Here is a 13,987-nt window from a genome sequence, read left to right on the forward strand (position 1 = left end):
CAAAGCCAGTTGTAGTTGAGTGAAGTTAGTCGACAGCCGGGAGGATGTCCGTGAATGCATCCTGAAGCTGTGGACCGAAGACCACCATGAGACCGGTAATAACTACTGCGATCAGGCCGACCAGCAGGCCGTATTCAACTGCGGTGGCACCGGTTTCTTCGCGGCGAAGGCGTTCGGTGGCCTTGAGGCCGAGGACGTGGAGGGTGGCAAAGAGAGAGACCATGGGATGCTCCTGGAAAATGTGAGTGAACGGAAGCGGGGGATCAATTCCGCCGCTGAATAGAAAGTAGCATTAGCAATCGGCCAAATACGGGCGTGATTCCTATCCTGTGCAAACACTGCGGTTTGGCCCGTATTGATGCGCCAATCCTTCGCAGATTCCGCACTGTTCCGACCCATACGGGCGGTCAAGGGCTCAGATCGGGCTCAGGTGTAGTGGAAGCTGATCCGGTTTCCATTGATGCTTTGCACATCGATGGGCGTCTCGTAGATCGACGACAGTACTTCCGGCTGCATGATGTCGTCGACCGGCCCCTGCCGGACGATCCGGCCGTTGCTCATCGCCACAATCTCGTCCGAATAGACCGAGGCGAAGTTGATGTCGTGCATGACGAGGACCACGCGTTTTCCCATCTCATCGGCGGCGCGGCGGAGGAGCCGCATAATCTCGACGGCATGCCGAAGATCGAGGTTGTTCAGCGGCTCATCGAGGAGGACATAGTCAGTGTCCTGCGCCAGCACCATCGCGATGAATGCCCGCTGTCTTTGCCCACCCGAAAGCTCATCAAGAAAACGGGTCTGGAGCTCCGTCAGGTCGAGGTACGCCAAGGCATTGGCTATCCGCGACTTGTCATCCACTGTCAGCCGGTCCCGGGAGTGGGGGTAGCGTCCGAAAGCTACCAATTCGCCGACCGTCAGCCGGGCCGTGAGGAAGTTGTCCTGATGCAGCAGGGCAACCTTCTTCGCCAGGATCCGGCCCGACGTCGTCCTGGTGTTCAGCCCGTCAATCTCGACAGCGCCCGCATCCATGGTGAGCAGCCGGCCGATGATTGAGAGCACCGTGGACTTGCCAGCCCCATTGGGTCCGATGATCGAGGTCACCCCGATTCGGCCGAGATCCAGATCGACACTGTCGACCACAGGGACCGACCCGTACGTTTTTGTTACCCCTCGCAGAGTGATCATCGGGGTCCCTTTCTGATCAGAAGAACGACAAACAGGATGCCACCGACAGATTCGATGATGATGCTCAAGGCGGTGTTGAACCCGAAGACCTGCTCAAGAACGAACTGTCCACCGACGAGAGCGATAATTCCCAGCAGGACAGTCGCAGGAAGCACCACCAGGTGGCGGCTGGTTCCGGTGAGGCCATAGGCCAGGTTGGCGACGATCAGGCCGAAGAAGGTGATTGGACCTACCAGGGCGGTCGATACCGACACCAGCACCGCAATGAGCACCAGAATGCCGAGAACTGTTCGGCGGTAATTGACCCCCAGTCCCACCGAGTGGTGCTCGCCTAGGCCCAGGACGTCGAACACGGACATCAACCGTGCGCCGACCAGCACGCAAACTAGTACGGCAATAGCCGAGATGACAATGAGGTCTTCGTTGACGGCGTTGAAGCTGGCGAAGAACGAGTCCTGCAGGACGGCGAAGGCGGCGGGGTCCAGCATGCGCTGGAGGAAACCGGAGATGCTGCGAAAGAGGACGCCGAGGATAATGCCCACCAGGATCATCAGGTGCAGGCTGCGCCGTGCACCGAAGAAGAGCCAGCTGAAGAGGAGGGTGGAGAAGAGCACCATTGCACCCACCTCGAGAAGCCATTTCAGGCGGTCGTCGAACGTCGACAGGGTCAGTGCTCCAAAGCCGAAAACGATTACCGTCTGAATCAGCACATAAAGGGCATCGAATCCCATGATGGACGGCGTCAGGATCCGGTTGTTGGTGATGGTCTGGAAAAGCACCGTCGATACTCCCACGGCAATGGCAACCAGGACCATCGCTGCTACTTTGCGGGCCCGGAACGGCACAGCGAAGTCCCAGCTCCCGGTAATGCCGACGGTGAGGAAGCAGATGATGCTGCCGAGTGCCACCGCGCAGAGGACCACGAGGACCATCGCAGGGCGGGTGAATCGCCGTCGTCGGGCAGTCACTAATGAGGATGTCGACAGATTAGTGGACACGGCTGGGGCTCCTGAGCAGGAGGTACAGGAAGATCGCGGCGCCCACTACACCGACCACGACACCCAGCGGGATTTCGTAGGGAAAGCGCACCAGGCGTCCGATCATGTCGCAGAGAAGCACGAATCCAGCTCCCAGCACAGCCACCCAGGGCATGGACTTCCGGACGTTGTCGCCCACCATGAGACTCACCACATTGGGGACGACGAGGCCCAGGAACGGGACGACGCCGGCCGTCACCACCACCACGGCGCTCACAACCGAAACGATCACCAGCCCGAACGTGAGGAGGCGTCCATAGTTAAGCCCCGCGTTCGCCGTGAACTGCTGGCCGAGCCCGGCAACGGTGAATCTGTTGGCTGCCAGGTAGGCGATGACCGTCATGGCGAACGCAACCCAGAGCAGCTCGTAGCGGCCCCTCAGGATGCCGGAAAAGTCGCCGGTCATCCACACCCCGAGTGTCTGGAGCAGGTCCAAGCCCAGGTACGGCCGGCGTCGTCCAATTTTCTGCCGGTTGATCCCGCTTTGACCTGAGGCACAGCTTCGCGCTAATCTTGGTAGTCGTTGTGCGTATCCCTCCTCGATACGTCCATGCCCGCGTGGCGACTCGGTTGCAGAGTCACCTGGCCCGCGGGGATGGCCGAGATACCCGGGATCACTGGCTTTCAGCCCTCACCTGAAGTTCCGGTAGCGCATGCATAAGCTGAGCTTTCGCGTGGGAATCATTTTCCTCTCGTGGAGGCGTCACCGAACAAGAAACGAAGGCAAAAACCGTGCGTACGTACACCCCGAAGCCAGGCGACATCAACCGCCAGTGGCACGTCATTGACGCCACCGACGTTGTCCTAGGCCGACTTGCCAGCCAGACCGCAACACTGCTGCGCGGAAAGCACAAGCCGACCTTTGCACCCCATATGGATATGGGCGATTTCGTCATCATCATCAACGCCGAGAAGGTAGCCCTCACCGGCGCCAAGCTCGAGCAGAAGCGTGCATACCGCCACTCCGGTTTCCCGGGTGGCCTCTCGTCAGTCAACTACGCAGAGCTGCTGGAACAGAATCCGGTCCGCGCTGTGGAGAAGGCCATCCGAGGCATGCTTCCCAAGACTTCCCTGGCTGCCCAGCAGATCGGGAAACTGAAGGTCTACCGCGGTGCCGAGCACCCTCACGCTGCCCAGCAGCCCAAGACCTTCGAAATTACCCAGGTCGCCCAGTAGTCCTGGCCACCACACACTAAGAAATTAATTCAAGGAGAACCGTGGCTCAGAACACTGAAGAGCTGAATGAACCAACTGAGGAGCTTACGAGCTACACCTCAGAAACCGGCGAGACCACCGAGGCAACCGCCAAGGAACGTCCCGCCCTGACCGTCGGCGGCGGAGCCGTCGGCCGTCGCAAGGAAGCAGTTGCACGGGTCCGGCTCGTCCCCGGTACCGGCAAGTGGGTCGTCAATGGCCGCGAACTGGCCGATTACTTCCCGAACAAGCTGCACCAGCAGGAAGTCAACGATCCGTTCAAGATCCTTGAACTTCTCGGCTCCTACGACGTCATCGCCCGTATCCACGGTGGTGGCCCATCCGGCCAGGCTGGTGCGCTTCGCCTCGGCGTCGCCCGTGCCCTGAACGAGATTGACCGCGAGAACAACCGCGCCATCCTCAAGAAGGCCGGCTTCCTGACCCGCGACGCACGAGTGATCGAGCGTAAGAAGGCTGGTCTGAAGAAGGCTCGCAAGGCACCTCAGTACTCCAAGCGCTAGAGCACCGCGTGGATCGGCCCGCTTCCTCAAGCGTGACTGGTCCTGTGTGCTTCCCAACGCCCGTCCGGGTTCCGGACGGGCGTTGGCTGTTTAAGATCGGGATCGTTTCCCCCTGAACTAGGATGTACATCGATGAGTAGATTATTTGGGACCGATGGGGTCCGCGGACTGGCAAATGAACTGATCACGCCCGAGCTGGCAATGCAGCTGGCACAGGCGGCGGCAGTGGTGCTGGGGCACCGCTTTACCAATGGCAGACGGCCCACCGCCGTCATCGCCCGTGACCCCCGCATCAGCGGCGACTTCATTGCCGCAGCAGTGGAGGCCGGCCTGGCCGGGGCGGGCGTTGACGTTTTCGACGCCGGAATTCTCCCCACGCCTGCCGCAGCGTTCCTCGTGGCGGACCTGGACGCCGATTTCGGTGTCATGATCTCCGCTTCCCACAACGCGGCGCCCGACAATGGCATCAAGTTCCTCGCCCGCGGAGGCAAGAAGCTCGATGACAGGATCGAGGACGCCATCGAGCTGGAGCTGACCCGCCCAGCCCTTCGGCCCACCGGGGGTGATGTCGGACGGATCCAGCGCTTCGCCGATGCCGAGGACCGCTATGTGGTCCATCTGCTCCAGACCCTCCCCAACCGGCTGGAGGGAGTCAAAGTGGTGCTCGACTGCGCCAACGGAGCCGCCAGCGGTTGCTCGCCCCAGGTCTTCGCCGATGCGGGCGCCGAGATTGTGGTGATTGGTGCCGACCCCGACGGGATCAACATCAATGACGGGTGCGGGTCCACCCACCTCGGCCCCCTGCAGGCGGCGGTGCTTGAGCATGGCGCGGATCTGGGTATTGCCCACGACGGCGATGCCGACCGGTGCCTTGCCGTCGACCACGAAGGAAACATCGTTGATGGCGACCAGATCATGGCGATCATGGCCGTGGCGATGAACGCTGCCGGCACACTCAAGGACAACACCCTGGTCGCCACGGTGATGAGCAACCTCGGTCTGAAGCTCGCTCTCCGCGAGGCTGGCATCAGCCTCAGGGAAACTGGTGTTGGCGACAGGTATGTGCTTGAGGGAATGCGCGACGGCGGCTACAGCCTCGGCGGCGAGCAGTCGGGTCACGTCATTTTTGCCGAGTACGCCACTACCGGTGATGGCGTCCTGACCGGTCTGCAACTGGCGGCCCAGGTCGCGCGGACCGGACGGACGCTCAAGGAGCTGTCCCAGATCATGAACAAGCTTCCCCAGGTGCTGATCAACGTCAAGGGCGTCGACAAGGGCGCCGTGACCACCAACGAGCATGTCCAGCAGGCAGTCCTCGAAGCGCAGGACGTGCTGGGGGAGACCGGTCGGGTGCTCCTGCGACCATCCGGCACCGAGCCCGTGGTGCGGGTCATGGTGGAGGCAGCCGACATGGCAACCGCCCAGCTGACCGCCGACCGCCTCGCCGAGACGGTCTCGCTCCGGCTGGCTCTGGCCTCAGCGTAGGTTCGGGCCCCAGGGTCCGCAGCAGACAGCGGCCAGCCTGGAATATCTGCCCCTTAGGGGCGGGTCGCCAGACTGTCCCGGATCTCCGTCAGCAGGGCGATCTGCGGGTCCACGGCAGGCTCCTCCTGCACGATGCCAAGGGTCCGATTGCGGCGCGCGATCATCTTGTTCATGGGCAGCACGACGACGAGGTAGATTGCTGCCGCTACGAGCAGGAAGTTGACGATTCCGGTCAGGAGTACCCCGAACATGATGTCGTTCCCATCGATGGTGACCTTCGCGAAATCATCGAAGTTCGGGGATCCCACCAATGCCGAGATCAGCGGCATGAGAACCGAATCGACGAGTGCGGTGACCACAGCGCCGAAGGCAGAGCCGAGAACGACGGCGACGGCCAGGTCGACGACGTTTCCCTTCATGATGAATGTCTTGAATCCGTTGAGCATCCGCCAAGGATATCTTCGCTAGCCGTAGTCGGGCGCATCGGGCAGCCCGAAGTACTCCTCGAGGGTCTGGACCCCGTCATCCCACATGGAGGTAGAGGTCTCCGCTCCAACGAACCGGTAGTGCCATGACTCGGCGAGAAACCCGGTGGTGTCCTGGCGACCCTCCGGGTACCGCAGGATGAAGCCGAACCTGTGGGCGTTCTCCGCTGCCCAGGCTGCTGCGGCTGTCTCCGCAAAACATGATCGGAGGGTACAGGCGCCGTCGTCCTGCCCGATGTCGAAGGCCAGCCCGGTCTGGTGTTCCGAGAAACCGGGGCGGGCCGAGTAGTTGTCGGCGTTCTCAGCACTGCCATTAAGGCTCACCCAGTAGTTATAGGTATCCACCTGCACCGGATAGGAGCGGTAACCGCTCACGAGGGTGAGTCCGACGTCGTCGGCGGCTGCCGCTGCGTACATCTCCTCCACCGCCTGCGCGGCGTCGGGGCGCAACGTGGCATTTGCCTGGTCGACGGCGAGGGCCACCGCGGGCAGGACCAGATCGTCGGGTACGTAGTCGATCGGGTCAAGGGGACGGCGCTTGTTGACGACGACGGTCACGGCGGCGGGGTCGGCGAACGCGTCCGCCACGACAGACGGGACGGAGTTGGTCGCGGGAGCGGAGGGGGCAGGGCCCGCAGACGACGGCGCCCGTTGGGCGGGCGCGGGGATCTCCCCGACGGTAAGGCTGGGGATCTCCGACGTTGCAGGGTCCGGGTCGGTTGCCCCGCAGCCGGACAGGACGGCGGCAAGGACGATGGCGGCTGCCAGGAGCCCTCGCACGGGCCGCCGGGACTGGCTCACGTCTTCCGCAGCAGCATTCGCCGCACCGAGTGGTCGGCTTCCTTGGTGAGGACCAGTTGCGCCCGCCCGCGGGTGGGGAGCACATTGTCCATCAGGTTGGGCTCATTGATCCGCTTCCAGATCCCGAGGGCGGTTTCCTTCGCCTCATCGTCGGTCAGCGACGCGTACCGGTGGAAGTACGACTGCGGATTGGCGAACGCGCCGGTCCTCAGGGACTGGAACCGCTGCACATACCACTGCTCAATGTAGGAGGTCTTGGCGTCCACATAGATGGAAAAGTCGAAAAAGTCGCTGAGCGCCAGGCCGGACCGGCCATCCGCCCGGGTGCGGGCGGGGGCGAGCACGTTCAGGCCCTCGACGATCAGGACATCCGGCCGCCGGACCACCACCTCCCGGTCCGGGACAATGTCGTACGAAAGGTGGGAGTACCACGGTGCCCGCACTTCCTCGGCACCGCTCTTGACCTCGCTGACGAACCTGAGCAGGCGCCGCCGGTCGTAGGACTCGGGGAAACCCTTCCGCTGCATCAAACCGCGTCGTTGCAGCTCGGCATTGGGGTACAGGAACCCGTCGGTGGTCACCAGCTCCACATTGGGGGTGTCCGGCCAGCGGCTGAGCAGTTCCCGGAGCACGCGGGCGGTGGTTGATTTGCCGACGGCGACCGAGCCGGCCACGCCGATGACAAAGGGGGTGCGGGTGCGTTGCTCGCCCAGGAAGGTGGTGGTCGCGGCATGCAGTTCCCCTGCGGCGGCGACGTACAGGTAGAGGAGCCGGGAGAGGGGAAGATAGACCTCACGTACCTCGTCGAGGTTGAGCTCATCGCCCAAGCCTTTCAGCCGCAGGATGTCTTCCAGGCCCAGAGGTGAGGTGATTTCGTTGGAAAGCCGGGCCCAGGTCTGCCGGTCGAGTTCGACAAACGGTGTGAAATTGCTCTCCGCACCATTGGTTGCGGCCTCCCCGGCATTTGATTCGTTCACCATAGGAATTGTGCCTGTTGGTGCGGCCATAAGCGAACTTACTCCTTACCCGGGGGCCCCGCGCGGGCCCGGCTGCAGCTGTTACCTCGCCGCTGACGGTACTCTTAAACCCATGTGTGGAATCGTAGGCTACGTAGGCCGGTCATCAGTGTCATCCGACGGAACAGCAGCGACGCATGGCGCGCTGGACGTTGTCATGGAGGGGCTGCGGCGTCTCGAATACCGGGGGTATGACTCGGCTGGGGTAGCAGTACTGACTCCTTCCGGTATCGCATCACGGAAGAAGGCAGGCAAGCTCAGCAACCTGATCGGCGAGCTGGAGGCCAGCCCCCTGCCAGCGTCGATGACCGGGATTGGCCATACCCGCTGGGCCACCCACGGGGCACCGAACGACCTCAATGCCCACCCGCACCTCGCCGACAACGGGCGACTGGCCGTCATCCACAACGGCATCATCGAGAACTTTGCTGAACTGAAGGCAACTCTGCTGGAGCAGGGCGAAACGTTCCTCTCGGAGACCGACACCGAAGTGGCGGCTACCCTGCTGGGCAGCATTTACCGGGAGCTCGCGCTCGCCGGTGACACCGACCCACTGAGCAATGCCATGCGTCAGGCCAGCCAGCGCCTGGAGGGTGCTTTCACCCTGCTCGCCGTGCACGAGGATTCCCCGGGCGTCGTCGTCGCCGCCCGGCGCAATTCGCCGCTCGTCGTCGGTCTCGGTGACGGAGAGAACTTCCTCGGCTCCGACGTGTCAGGCTTCATCGACTTCACCCGGCGCGCCGTCGAACTCGGGCAGGACCAGGTTGTCACTATCACCCCCGACGAGGTCATCATCACCGACTTCTTCGGGGCTCCCGCCGTCGGCAAGGAATTCCACGTCGACTGGGATGCGGCGGCAGCCGAGAAGGGCGGTTACCCGTCCTTCATGGAGAAGGAAATCAATGACCAGCCCGACGCCGTCGGCCAGACCCTGCTCGGGCGTTCCGACGCCCAGGGCCGCCTGGTGCTCGACGAGCTGCGCATCGACGAGTCGATCCTGCGCTCGGTCGACAAGATTGTGGTTCTCGCCTGTGGCACGTCGGCCTACGCGGGGCAGGTGGCGAAGTACGCCATCGAGCACTGGTGCAGGATCCCCACCGAGGTGGAGCTGTCCCACGAGTTCCGGTACCGGGATCCGATCGTCAACGAGAAGACCCTGGTGGTCGCCATCTCCCAGTCCGGGGAAACCATGGATACCCTGATGGCGGTGCGGTACGCCCGCGAGCAGGGCGCCAAGGTGGTCGCGATCTGTAACACTAACGGCTCCACCATCCCGCGCGAATCCGACGCCGTCCTCTACACCCACGCCGGCCCCGAAATCGCCGTCGCCTCGACGAAGGCGTTCCTGGCGCAGATCACCGCCGCCTACCTGCTGGGCCTGTACCTCGCCCAGCTGCGCGGCAACAAGTTCGGCGACGAAATCGCTGCGGTCCTCGCCGACCTGGCCGAAATGCCGGCGAAGATCCAGAACATCCTGGACAACGCTGACAAGGTCAAGAAGCTCGCCCGCGACATGTCCGACGCCAAGTCGGTGCTCTTCCTGGGCCGGCACGTCGGTTTCCCTGTCGCGATGGAGGGTGCGCTGAAGCTGAAGGAACTGGCCTACATCCACGCCGAAGGATTCGCGGCAGGAGAGCTCAAGCACGGCCCGATCGCGCTGATCGAGGACGGCCAGCCTGTCGTTGTCGTTGTCCCGTCACCGCACGGCAGGGATTCGCTGCACGCCAAGGTGGTCTCCAACATCCAGGAGATTCGCGCCCGCGGTGCCATCACCATCGTCATCGCCGAGGAGGGGGACACCTCGGTCGAGGCGTACGCCGAGCACGTCTTCTATGTGCCGCAGACCCCCACCCTGCTTGCGCCGCTGCTGACGACCGTCCCGCTCCAGATTTTCGCCTGCGAGCTGGCCTCTGCGAAGGGGTACGACGTCGATCAGCCCCGCAACCTGGCCAAGTCAGTCACCGTTGAGTAGTCGCCGGTGATCGTGGGTATCGGCGTCGACGTCGTCGACATCGAGCGGTTCGGCCGCCAGCTGGAGCGCACCCCCGGACTGCGGGACAGGTTGTTCGTGCCCGCCGAGCGGGTGCTCAACCTGCGCTCCCTGGCTGCTCGGTTTGCTGCCAAGGAGGCGGTAGCCAAGGTGCTGGGAGCACCCGCGGGGATGAACTGGCAGGACTGCTGGATCGGTGTCGACACTGCCGGTAGCCCGTCGATCGAGGTCAAGGGGACGGTCGCTGCTGCAGCGGCTCTCAAGGGCGTGCGCCGCTGGCATCTGTCCCTCAGCCATGACGGCGGGGTAGCCACCGCCATGGTGGTGGGAGAGGGCGTAGCCGGCGAAGGTGCACCGGCATCGCTTTCTGGCGGGATAGACTCCTAAGTATGCTTAGCGCCTATTCGGGCAGTGCGATCCGTTCGGCTGAAGCCCCCCTCCTCACGGCCGGGCACAGCGACGCCCTGATGCAACACGCGGCCTATGGCCTCTACACCGCCGCGACCACCGAGCTCCTTGCCTCCCGGGGAGGCTGCTACGGGCGCAACGCTTTTGTCCTCGCGGGCAGCGGCAACAACGCCGGTGACGCCCTCTTCGCGGCGGCCCGCCTGGCCGGCAGGGGAGTACGCACCACCGCGGTGCTCACCGCCGGGACCACCCACCCCGCCGCGCTGGCGGCGTTTGAACGCGCGGGCGGCCGCGTCGAGCGGCTTTCCGAGGAAATCCTCCACCGGCTCGTGCAACTGTGCGCGGCTGCGGACCTGATCATTGACGGCATCCTGGGAATCGGCGGATCCGGCGGATTGCGCGAACCGGCAGCGAGTCTCGTCCGCGAGCTCGCCACCGCCGCAACGGGAACGGTCATCGCCTGCGATCTGCCCAGCGGGCTGGATGCCACCACCGGGATGGTCCACGAACCGGTGCTCCCCGCCGATCTGACCGTGACGTTCGGCGCGCTGAAGGCCGGGCTCCTCACCGGTGCGGGTGCCCGCGCAGCAGGACGGGTCACGGTCATCGACATCGGGCTCGGCGCGACGCTCCCCGAACCGGCTATCCGCCGGCTGGAGCCGGCCGACCTCGCGGCACTCTACCGACAGCCGCGCGCCAGCGATCACAAGTACACCCGCGGGGTACTCGGGATCGCCGCCGGCTCCGTGAAGTACCCGGGGGCCGCGGTGCTGGCCACCGGTGCTGCCCTGGCTACCGGCCTGGGCATGGTGCGGTACCTGGGACCGGAGCCCGTCGCCAGTCTGATCAACCGGAGCCACCCGGCAGCCGTCTGCTCCCAGGAATCCGTCAGGTCATCCCAGGTCCAGGCCTGGCTGGTCGGACCCGGCGCCGAAGACGACGCGGACCAGCGACGGCGGGCCCGCGACGCCATGTCCTCGGGTCTGCCCACGGTGGTCGACGCCGGAGCGCTGCCCCTGCTGCCGCGCAGGCTGGGACCTCATGTCATCCTGACCCCCCATGCCGGTGAGCTGCAGACGGTCCTGGCCAGCCGCAAGGTCCGGGTAACCCGGCAGGACATTGAGTCGGCGCCCGCCGACTACGCCCGCAAGGCCGCGGAGCTCACCGGTGCGACGGTGCTGCTCAAGGGTGCCGTCACGGTGGTCGCCTCGCCGTCGGGCGCGCTCTTCAGCCAGGCCGCCGCAACGCCGTGGCTCGCCACTGCCGGATCAGGTGACACCCTGGCCGGCATCCTTGGAGCCCTCGCGGCGACACTTGCCGAGGACGACGACGGTGCGGCCGCTGGCCGCCTCGGGGTGCCCGAGGCCGACACCTGGGCCGCCGTCGCGGCGGCGGCAGCCCTGCTGCATGGCCTCGCCGGGACGAGGGCGGCCGCCTTCGGGCCCGTGGTCGTCTCGGACCTGCCGAAGCATGTCGGTGCGGTCCTCGCGGACCTGCTGACGGGACCGCCCGATAGGACACAATTCACCAAATAGTCACCTGGTTGCGCTATGAAGGTAGCTGGACCGTTTACTTTTCGACCCACGATTTACCCACTTTTCAGGAGAATACATGGAACTCTGGCCCGGCGAAGCGTACCCCTTGGGCGCCACCTATGATGGCACCGGCACCAACTTTGCGCTGTACAGCGAGATTGCTGACAAGGTAGAGCTCTGCCTGCTCGACGACGACGGCGTCGAGACCCGCATTGAACTCCACGAAGTCGATGGTTACGTCTGGCACGGGTACCTGCCGCAGATCGTGCCCGGCCAGAAGTACGGCTACCGCGTGCACGGCCCCAACGCACCGGAGGAGGGCCACCGCTGCAACCCGAACAAGCTGCTCCTGGATCCCTACGCCAAGGCAGTTCACGGGCAGATCGACTGGGATCCAGCCCTCTTCGGTTACAACTTCGGTGACGAAAACTCGATCAACAACGATGATTCGGCACCCCACATGATGCTCGGCGTCGTCGTGAACCCGTTCTTCGACTGGGACGGCGACCGCAAACCACGCATCCCGTACCACCAGTCAGTCATCTACGAAGCCCACGTGAAGGGTCTCACCCAGCTGCACCCCGAGGTCCCTGAGGACCAGCGCGGCACCTACGCCGGTGTCGCCCACCCCGCGGTCATCTCGCACCTGCAGAAGCTTGGCATCACCGCCATCGAACTGATGCCCGTGCACCAGTTCGTCAACGACAGCACTCTGCAGGAACAGGGCCTCACCAACTACTGGGGCTACAACACCATCGGGTTCTTCGCACCGCACAACACCTACGGCTCCGCCGGTGACACCGGCGAGCAGGTTCAGGAATTCAAGGCGATGGTGCGTGAACTCCACCTCGCCGGCATCGAAGTGATCCTCGACGTGGTCTACAACCACACCGCCGAGGGCAACCACATGGGCCCCACCCTGTCGATGCGTGGCATCGACAACTCGGCCTACTACCGGCTCGTCGAAGACGACAAGAAGTACTACATGGACTACACCGGTACCGGTAACTCCCTCAACGTCGGCAACCCGCACTCCCTGCAGCTGCTGATGGACTCGCTGCGCTACTGGGTCACTGAAATGCACGTTGACGGCTTCCGCTTTGACCTGGCGTCCACGCTGGCCCGCGAGTTCTACGACGTCGACCGCCTGTCGGCCTTCTTCGAACTGGTCCAGCAGGACCCCATAGTCTCCCAGGTCAAGCTCATCGCGGAGCCGTGGGACGTGGGTCCTGGCGGCTACCAGGTGGGCAACTTCCCGCCACAGTGGACCGAGTGGAACGGCAAGTACCGCGACACGGTGCGCGACTTCTGGCGTGGAGAAGCGTCGACCCTGGGCGAGTTTGCGTCTCGCCTGACCGGCTCAGCGGACCTGTACGAGCAGTCGGCCCGCCGTCCGGTCGCGTCGATCAACTTCGTCACCGCACACGATGGCTTCACCATCCGCGACCTCGTGTCCTACAACGAGAAGCACAACGATGCCAACGGTGAAGACAACAACGACGGCGAATCCCACAACCGGTCCTGGAACTGCGGCGAGGAAGGTCCCTCCGAGAACCCCGAGGTGAATACCCTCAGGGTCCGCCAGCAGCGGAACTTCATCGCGACGCTGCTGCTCTCGCAGGGCGTCCCGATGCTGCTGCACGGCGACGAGGTGGGCCGCACCCAGCAGGGCAACAACAACACCTACGCGCAGGACTCCGAACTGAGCTGGATTCACTGGGACCAGGTGGACCAGCCGCTGCTGGAGTTCACCGCCGCAGTGAACCGGCTGCGCTCCGAGCACCCCACGTTCCGGCGTCGCCGGTTCTTCGACGGACGGCCCGTGCGACGCGGCGAGGGCGAAGCCCTGCCGGACATCGTGTGGCTGGGCACCGACGGCACCGTCATGGCGCCGGAGGACTGGGACACCGGGTTCGGCCGCTCCATCGGCGTCTTCCTGAACGGGCAGGGCATCTCCGGCCGCGACGCCCGTGGGCAGCGGATCACCGACCAGAACTTCCTGCTGTTGTTCAACGCCAGCGACGAGCCGGTCGACTTCACCCTCCCACCGCGGGAGTACGCTCCGGCCTGGGACGAAGTGATCGACACCGCCGGCAAGTTCGCCGACTCGGATTCCATTCCCTCGGAAGCCACGATCACGCTGGAAGCCAAATCAATGGTGGTCCTGCGCGCCCACACCGAAACCGAGGATCTCGATCACTCGGTCGCGGCATCATTGGCCGCACTGGCAAACTCGCACCAGCCCGGCGGCGCCTAACCACTGCTGGCCCAAGGTTCCATCCGGCTGACCCCGGCCCCGCCGGGGTCAGCCGGCTCACCCCGCACAACCG

Annotated in this window: 14 protein-coding genes; 7 read left to right on the forward strand and 7 right to left on the reverse strand. The window is 64.3% G+C overall.

The window, feature by feature from the left end:
- Positions 1–25 precede the first annotated feature (25 nt).
- The 4 genes from H4V95_RS04470 to H4V95_RS04485 all read right to left on the reverse strand — a co-directional run bounded on the left by H4V95_RS04470 (position 26) and on the right by H4V95_RS04485 (position 2,658).
- A complete protein-coding gene (locus H4V95_RS04470; protein ID WP_209728943.1) occupies positions 26–223 on the reverse strand; it encodes a Flp family type IVb pilin in 198 nt (65 codons plus the stop codon).
- Positions 224–426: 203 nt separating this feature from the next.
- Entirely contained in the window at positions 427–1,185 is a 759-nt protein-coding gene (locus H4V95_RS04475) for an ABC transporter ATP-binding protein (protein ID WP_209728945.1), read from the reverse strand.
- Complete coding sequence (locus H4V95_RS04480) at positions 1,182–2,183, reverse strand: iron chelate uptake ABC transporter family permease subunit (protein ID WP_312883945.1); 1,002 nt, start codon at positions 2,181–2,183, stop codon at positions 1,182–1,184. Before H4V95_RS04480 ends, H4V95_RS04475 begins: the two co-directional genes overlap by 4 nt.
- Positions 2,173–2,658, reverse strand: a complete 486-nt coding sequence (locus tag H4V95_RS04485; protein WP_312883946.1) for an iron chelate uptake ABC transporter family permease subunit — start codon at positions 2,656–2,658, stop codon at positions 2,173–2,175. The genes H4V95_RS04480 and H4V95_RS04485 overlap by 11 nt, the downstream gene beginning before the upstream one ends.
- A gap of 296 nt (positions 2,659–2,954) precedes the next feature.
- Here H4V95_RS04485 and rplM point away from each other — a divergent pair, with 296 nt between their 5' ends.
- From rplM to glmM, 3 genes are all read left to right on the forward strand, one after another.
- Positions 2,955–3,398, forward strand: a complete 444-nt coding sequence (gene rplM / locus H4V95_RS04490) for a 50S ribosomal protein L13 (protein WP_019481538.1) — start codon at positions 2,955–2,957, stop codon at positions 3,396–3,398.
- Positions 3,399–3,439: 41 nt separating this feature from the next.
- Entirely contained in the window at positions 3,440–3,937 is a 498-nt protein-coding gene (gene rpsI, locus H4V95_RS04495) for a 30S ribosomal protein S9 (protein ID WP_196865219.1), read from the forward strand.
- 132 nt (positions 3,938–4,069) lie between these two features.
- Positions 4,070–5,422 carry a phosphoglucosamine mutase gene (gene glmM / locus H4V95_RS04500; RefSeq protein ID WP_209728947.1) on the forward strand — a complete coding sequence of 451 codons (1,353 nt, stop codon included), beginning with the start codon at positions 4,070–4,072 and terminating at the stop codon, positions 5,420–5,422.
- 53 nt (positions 5,423–5,475) lie between these two features.
- Here the strand turns inward: glmM and mscL are convergent, their stop codons facing one another.
- Genes mscL through coaA form a run of 3 tightly spaced genes read right to left on the reverse strand, consistent with a single transcriptional unit; the run spans position 5,476 to position 7,688 of the window.
- The gene (gene mscL, locus H4V95_RS04505; RefSeq protein WP_209728949.1) at positions 5,476–5,868 is read right to left on the reverse strand and encodes a large conductance mechanosensitive channel protein MscL; all 393 of its coding nucleotides are present in this window, start codon (positions 5,866–5,868) and stop codon (positions 5,476–5,478) included.
- A gap of 18 nt (positions 5,869–5,886) precedes the next feature.
- On the reverse strand, positions 5,887–6,708 hold the full coding sequence (locus tag H4V95_RS04510; RefSeq protein WP_312883947.1) for a D-alanyl-D-alanine carboxypeptidase family protein: 822 nt from the start codon (positions 6,706–6,708) through the stop codon (positions 5,887–5,889).
- Positions 6,705–7,688 carry a type I pantothenate kinase gene (gene coaA, locus H4V95_RS04515; RefSeq protein ID WP_209728951.1) on the reverse strand — a complete coding sequence of 328 codons (984 nt, stop codon included), beginning with the start codon at positions 7,686–7,688 and terminating at the stop codon, positions 6,705–6,707. Before coaA ends, H4V95_RS04510 begins: the two co-directional genes overlap by 4 nt.
- Before the next feature lie 109 nt (positions 7,689–7,797).
- On the opposite strand from coaA, the gene glmS reads away from it, so the two are divergent.
- The 4 genes from glmS to glgX all read left to right on the forward strand — a co-directional run bounded on the left by glmS (position 7,798) and on the right by glgX (position 13,914).
- Entirely contained in the window at positions 7,798–9,696 is a 1,899-nt protein-coding gene (gene glmS, locus H4V95_RS04520; protein WP_196865215.1) for a glutamine--fructose-6-phosphate transaminase (isomerizing), read from the forward strand.
- 6 nt (positions 9,697–9,702) lie between these two features.
- Positions 9,703–10,101: a holo-ACP synthase gene (locus tag H4V95_RS04525; RefSeq protein WP_209728953.1), complete on the forward strand. Its 399-nt coding sequence runs from the start codon at positions 9,703–9,705 to the stop codon at positions 10,099–10,101.
- A 2-nt stretch (positions 10,102–10,103) separates the two neighbouring features.
- Complete coding sequence (locus H4V95_RS04530; RefSeq protein WP_209728955.1) at positions 10,104–11,657, forward strand: NAD(P)H-hydrate epimerase; 1,554 nt, start codon at positions 10,104–10,106, stop codon at positions 11,655–11,657.
- 76 nt (positions 11,658–11,733) lie between these two features.
- The gene (gene glgX / locus H4V95_RS04535) at positions 11,734–13,914 is read left to right on the forward strand and encodes a glycogen debranching protein GlgX (protein WP_209728957.1); all 2,181 of its coding nucleotides are present in this window, start codon (positions 11,734–11,736) and stop codon (positions 13,912–13,914) included.
- Positions 13,915–13,987 lie beyond the last annotated feature (73 nt).

This window comes from Arthrobacter sp. CAN_C5 (assembly GCF_017875735.1).
GTDB lineage: Bacteria > Actinomycetota > Actinomycetes > Actinomycetales > Micrococcaceae > Arthrobacter_D.

Excerpts from the sequence above, each read along its gene's own strand:
- glmS (WP_196865215.1), top strand. The coding sequence starts at position 7,798 with ATGTGTGGAATCGTAGGCTACGTAGGCCGGTCATCAGTGTCATCCGAC.
- mscL (WP_209728949.1), bottom strand. The coding sequence starts at position 5,868 with ATGCTCAACGGATTCAAGACATTCATCATGAAGGGAAACGTCGTCGAC.
- H4V95_RS04475 (WP_209728945.1), bottom strand. The coding sequence starts at position 1,185 with ATGATCACTCTGCGAGGGGTAACAAAAACGTACGGGTCGGTCCCTGTG.
- H4V95_RS04470 (WP_209728943.1), bottom strand. The coding sequence starts at position 223 with ATGGTCTCTCTCTTTGCCACCCTCCACGTCCTCGGCCTCAAGGCCACC.
- H4V95_RS04530 (WP_209728955.1), top strand. The coding sequence starts at position 10,104 with ATGCTTAGCGCCTATTCGGGCAGTGCGATCCGTTCGGCTGAAGCCCCC.
- coaA (WP_209728951.1), bottom strand. The coding sequence starts at position 7,688 with ATGGTGAACGAATCAAATGCCGGGGAGGCCGCAACCAATGGTGCGGAG.
- glgX (WP_209728957.1), top strand. The coding sequence starts at position 11,734 with ATGGAACTCTGGCCCGGCGAAGCGTACCCCTTGGGCGCCACCTATGAT.
- glmM (WP_209728947.1), top strand. The coding sequence starts at position 4,070 with ATGAGTAGATTATTTGGGACCGATGGGGTCCGCGGACTGGCAAATGAA.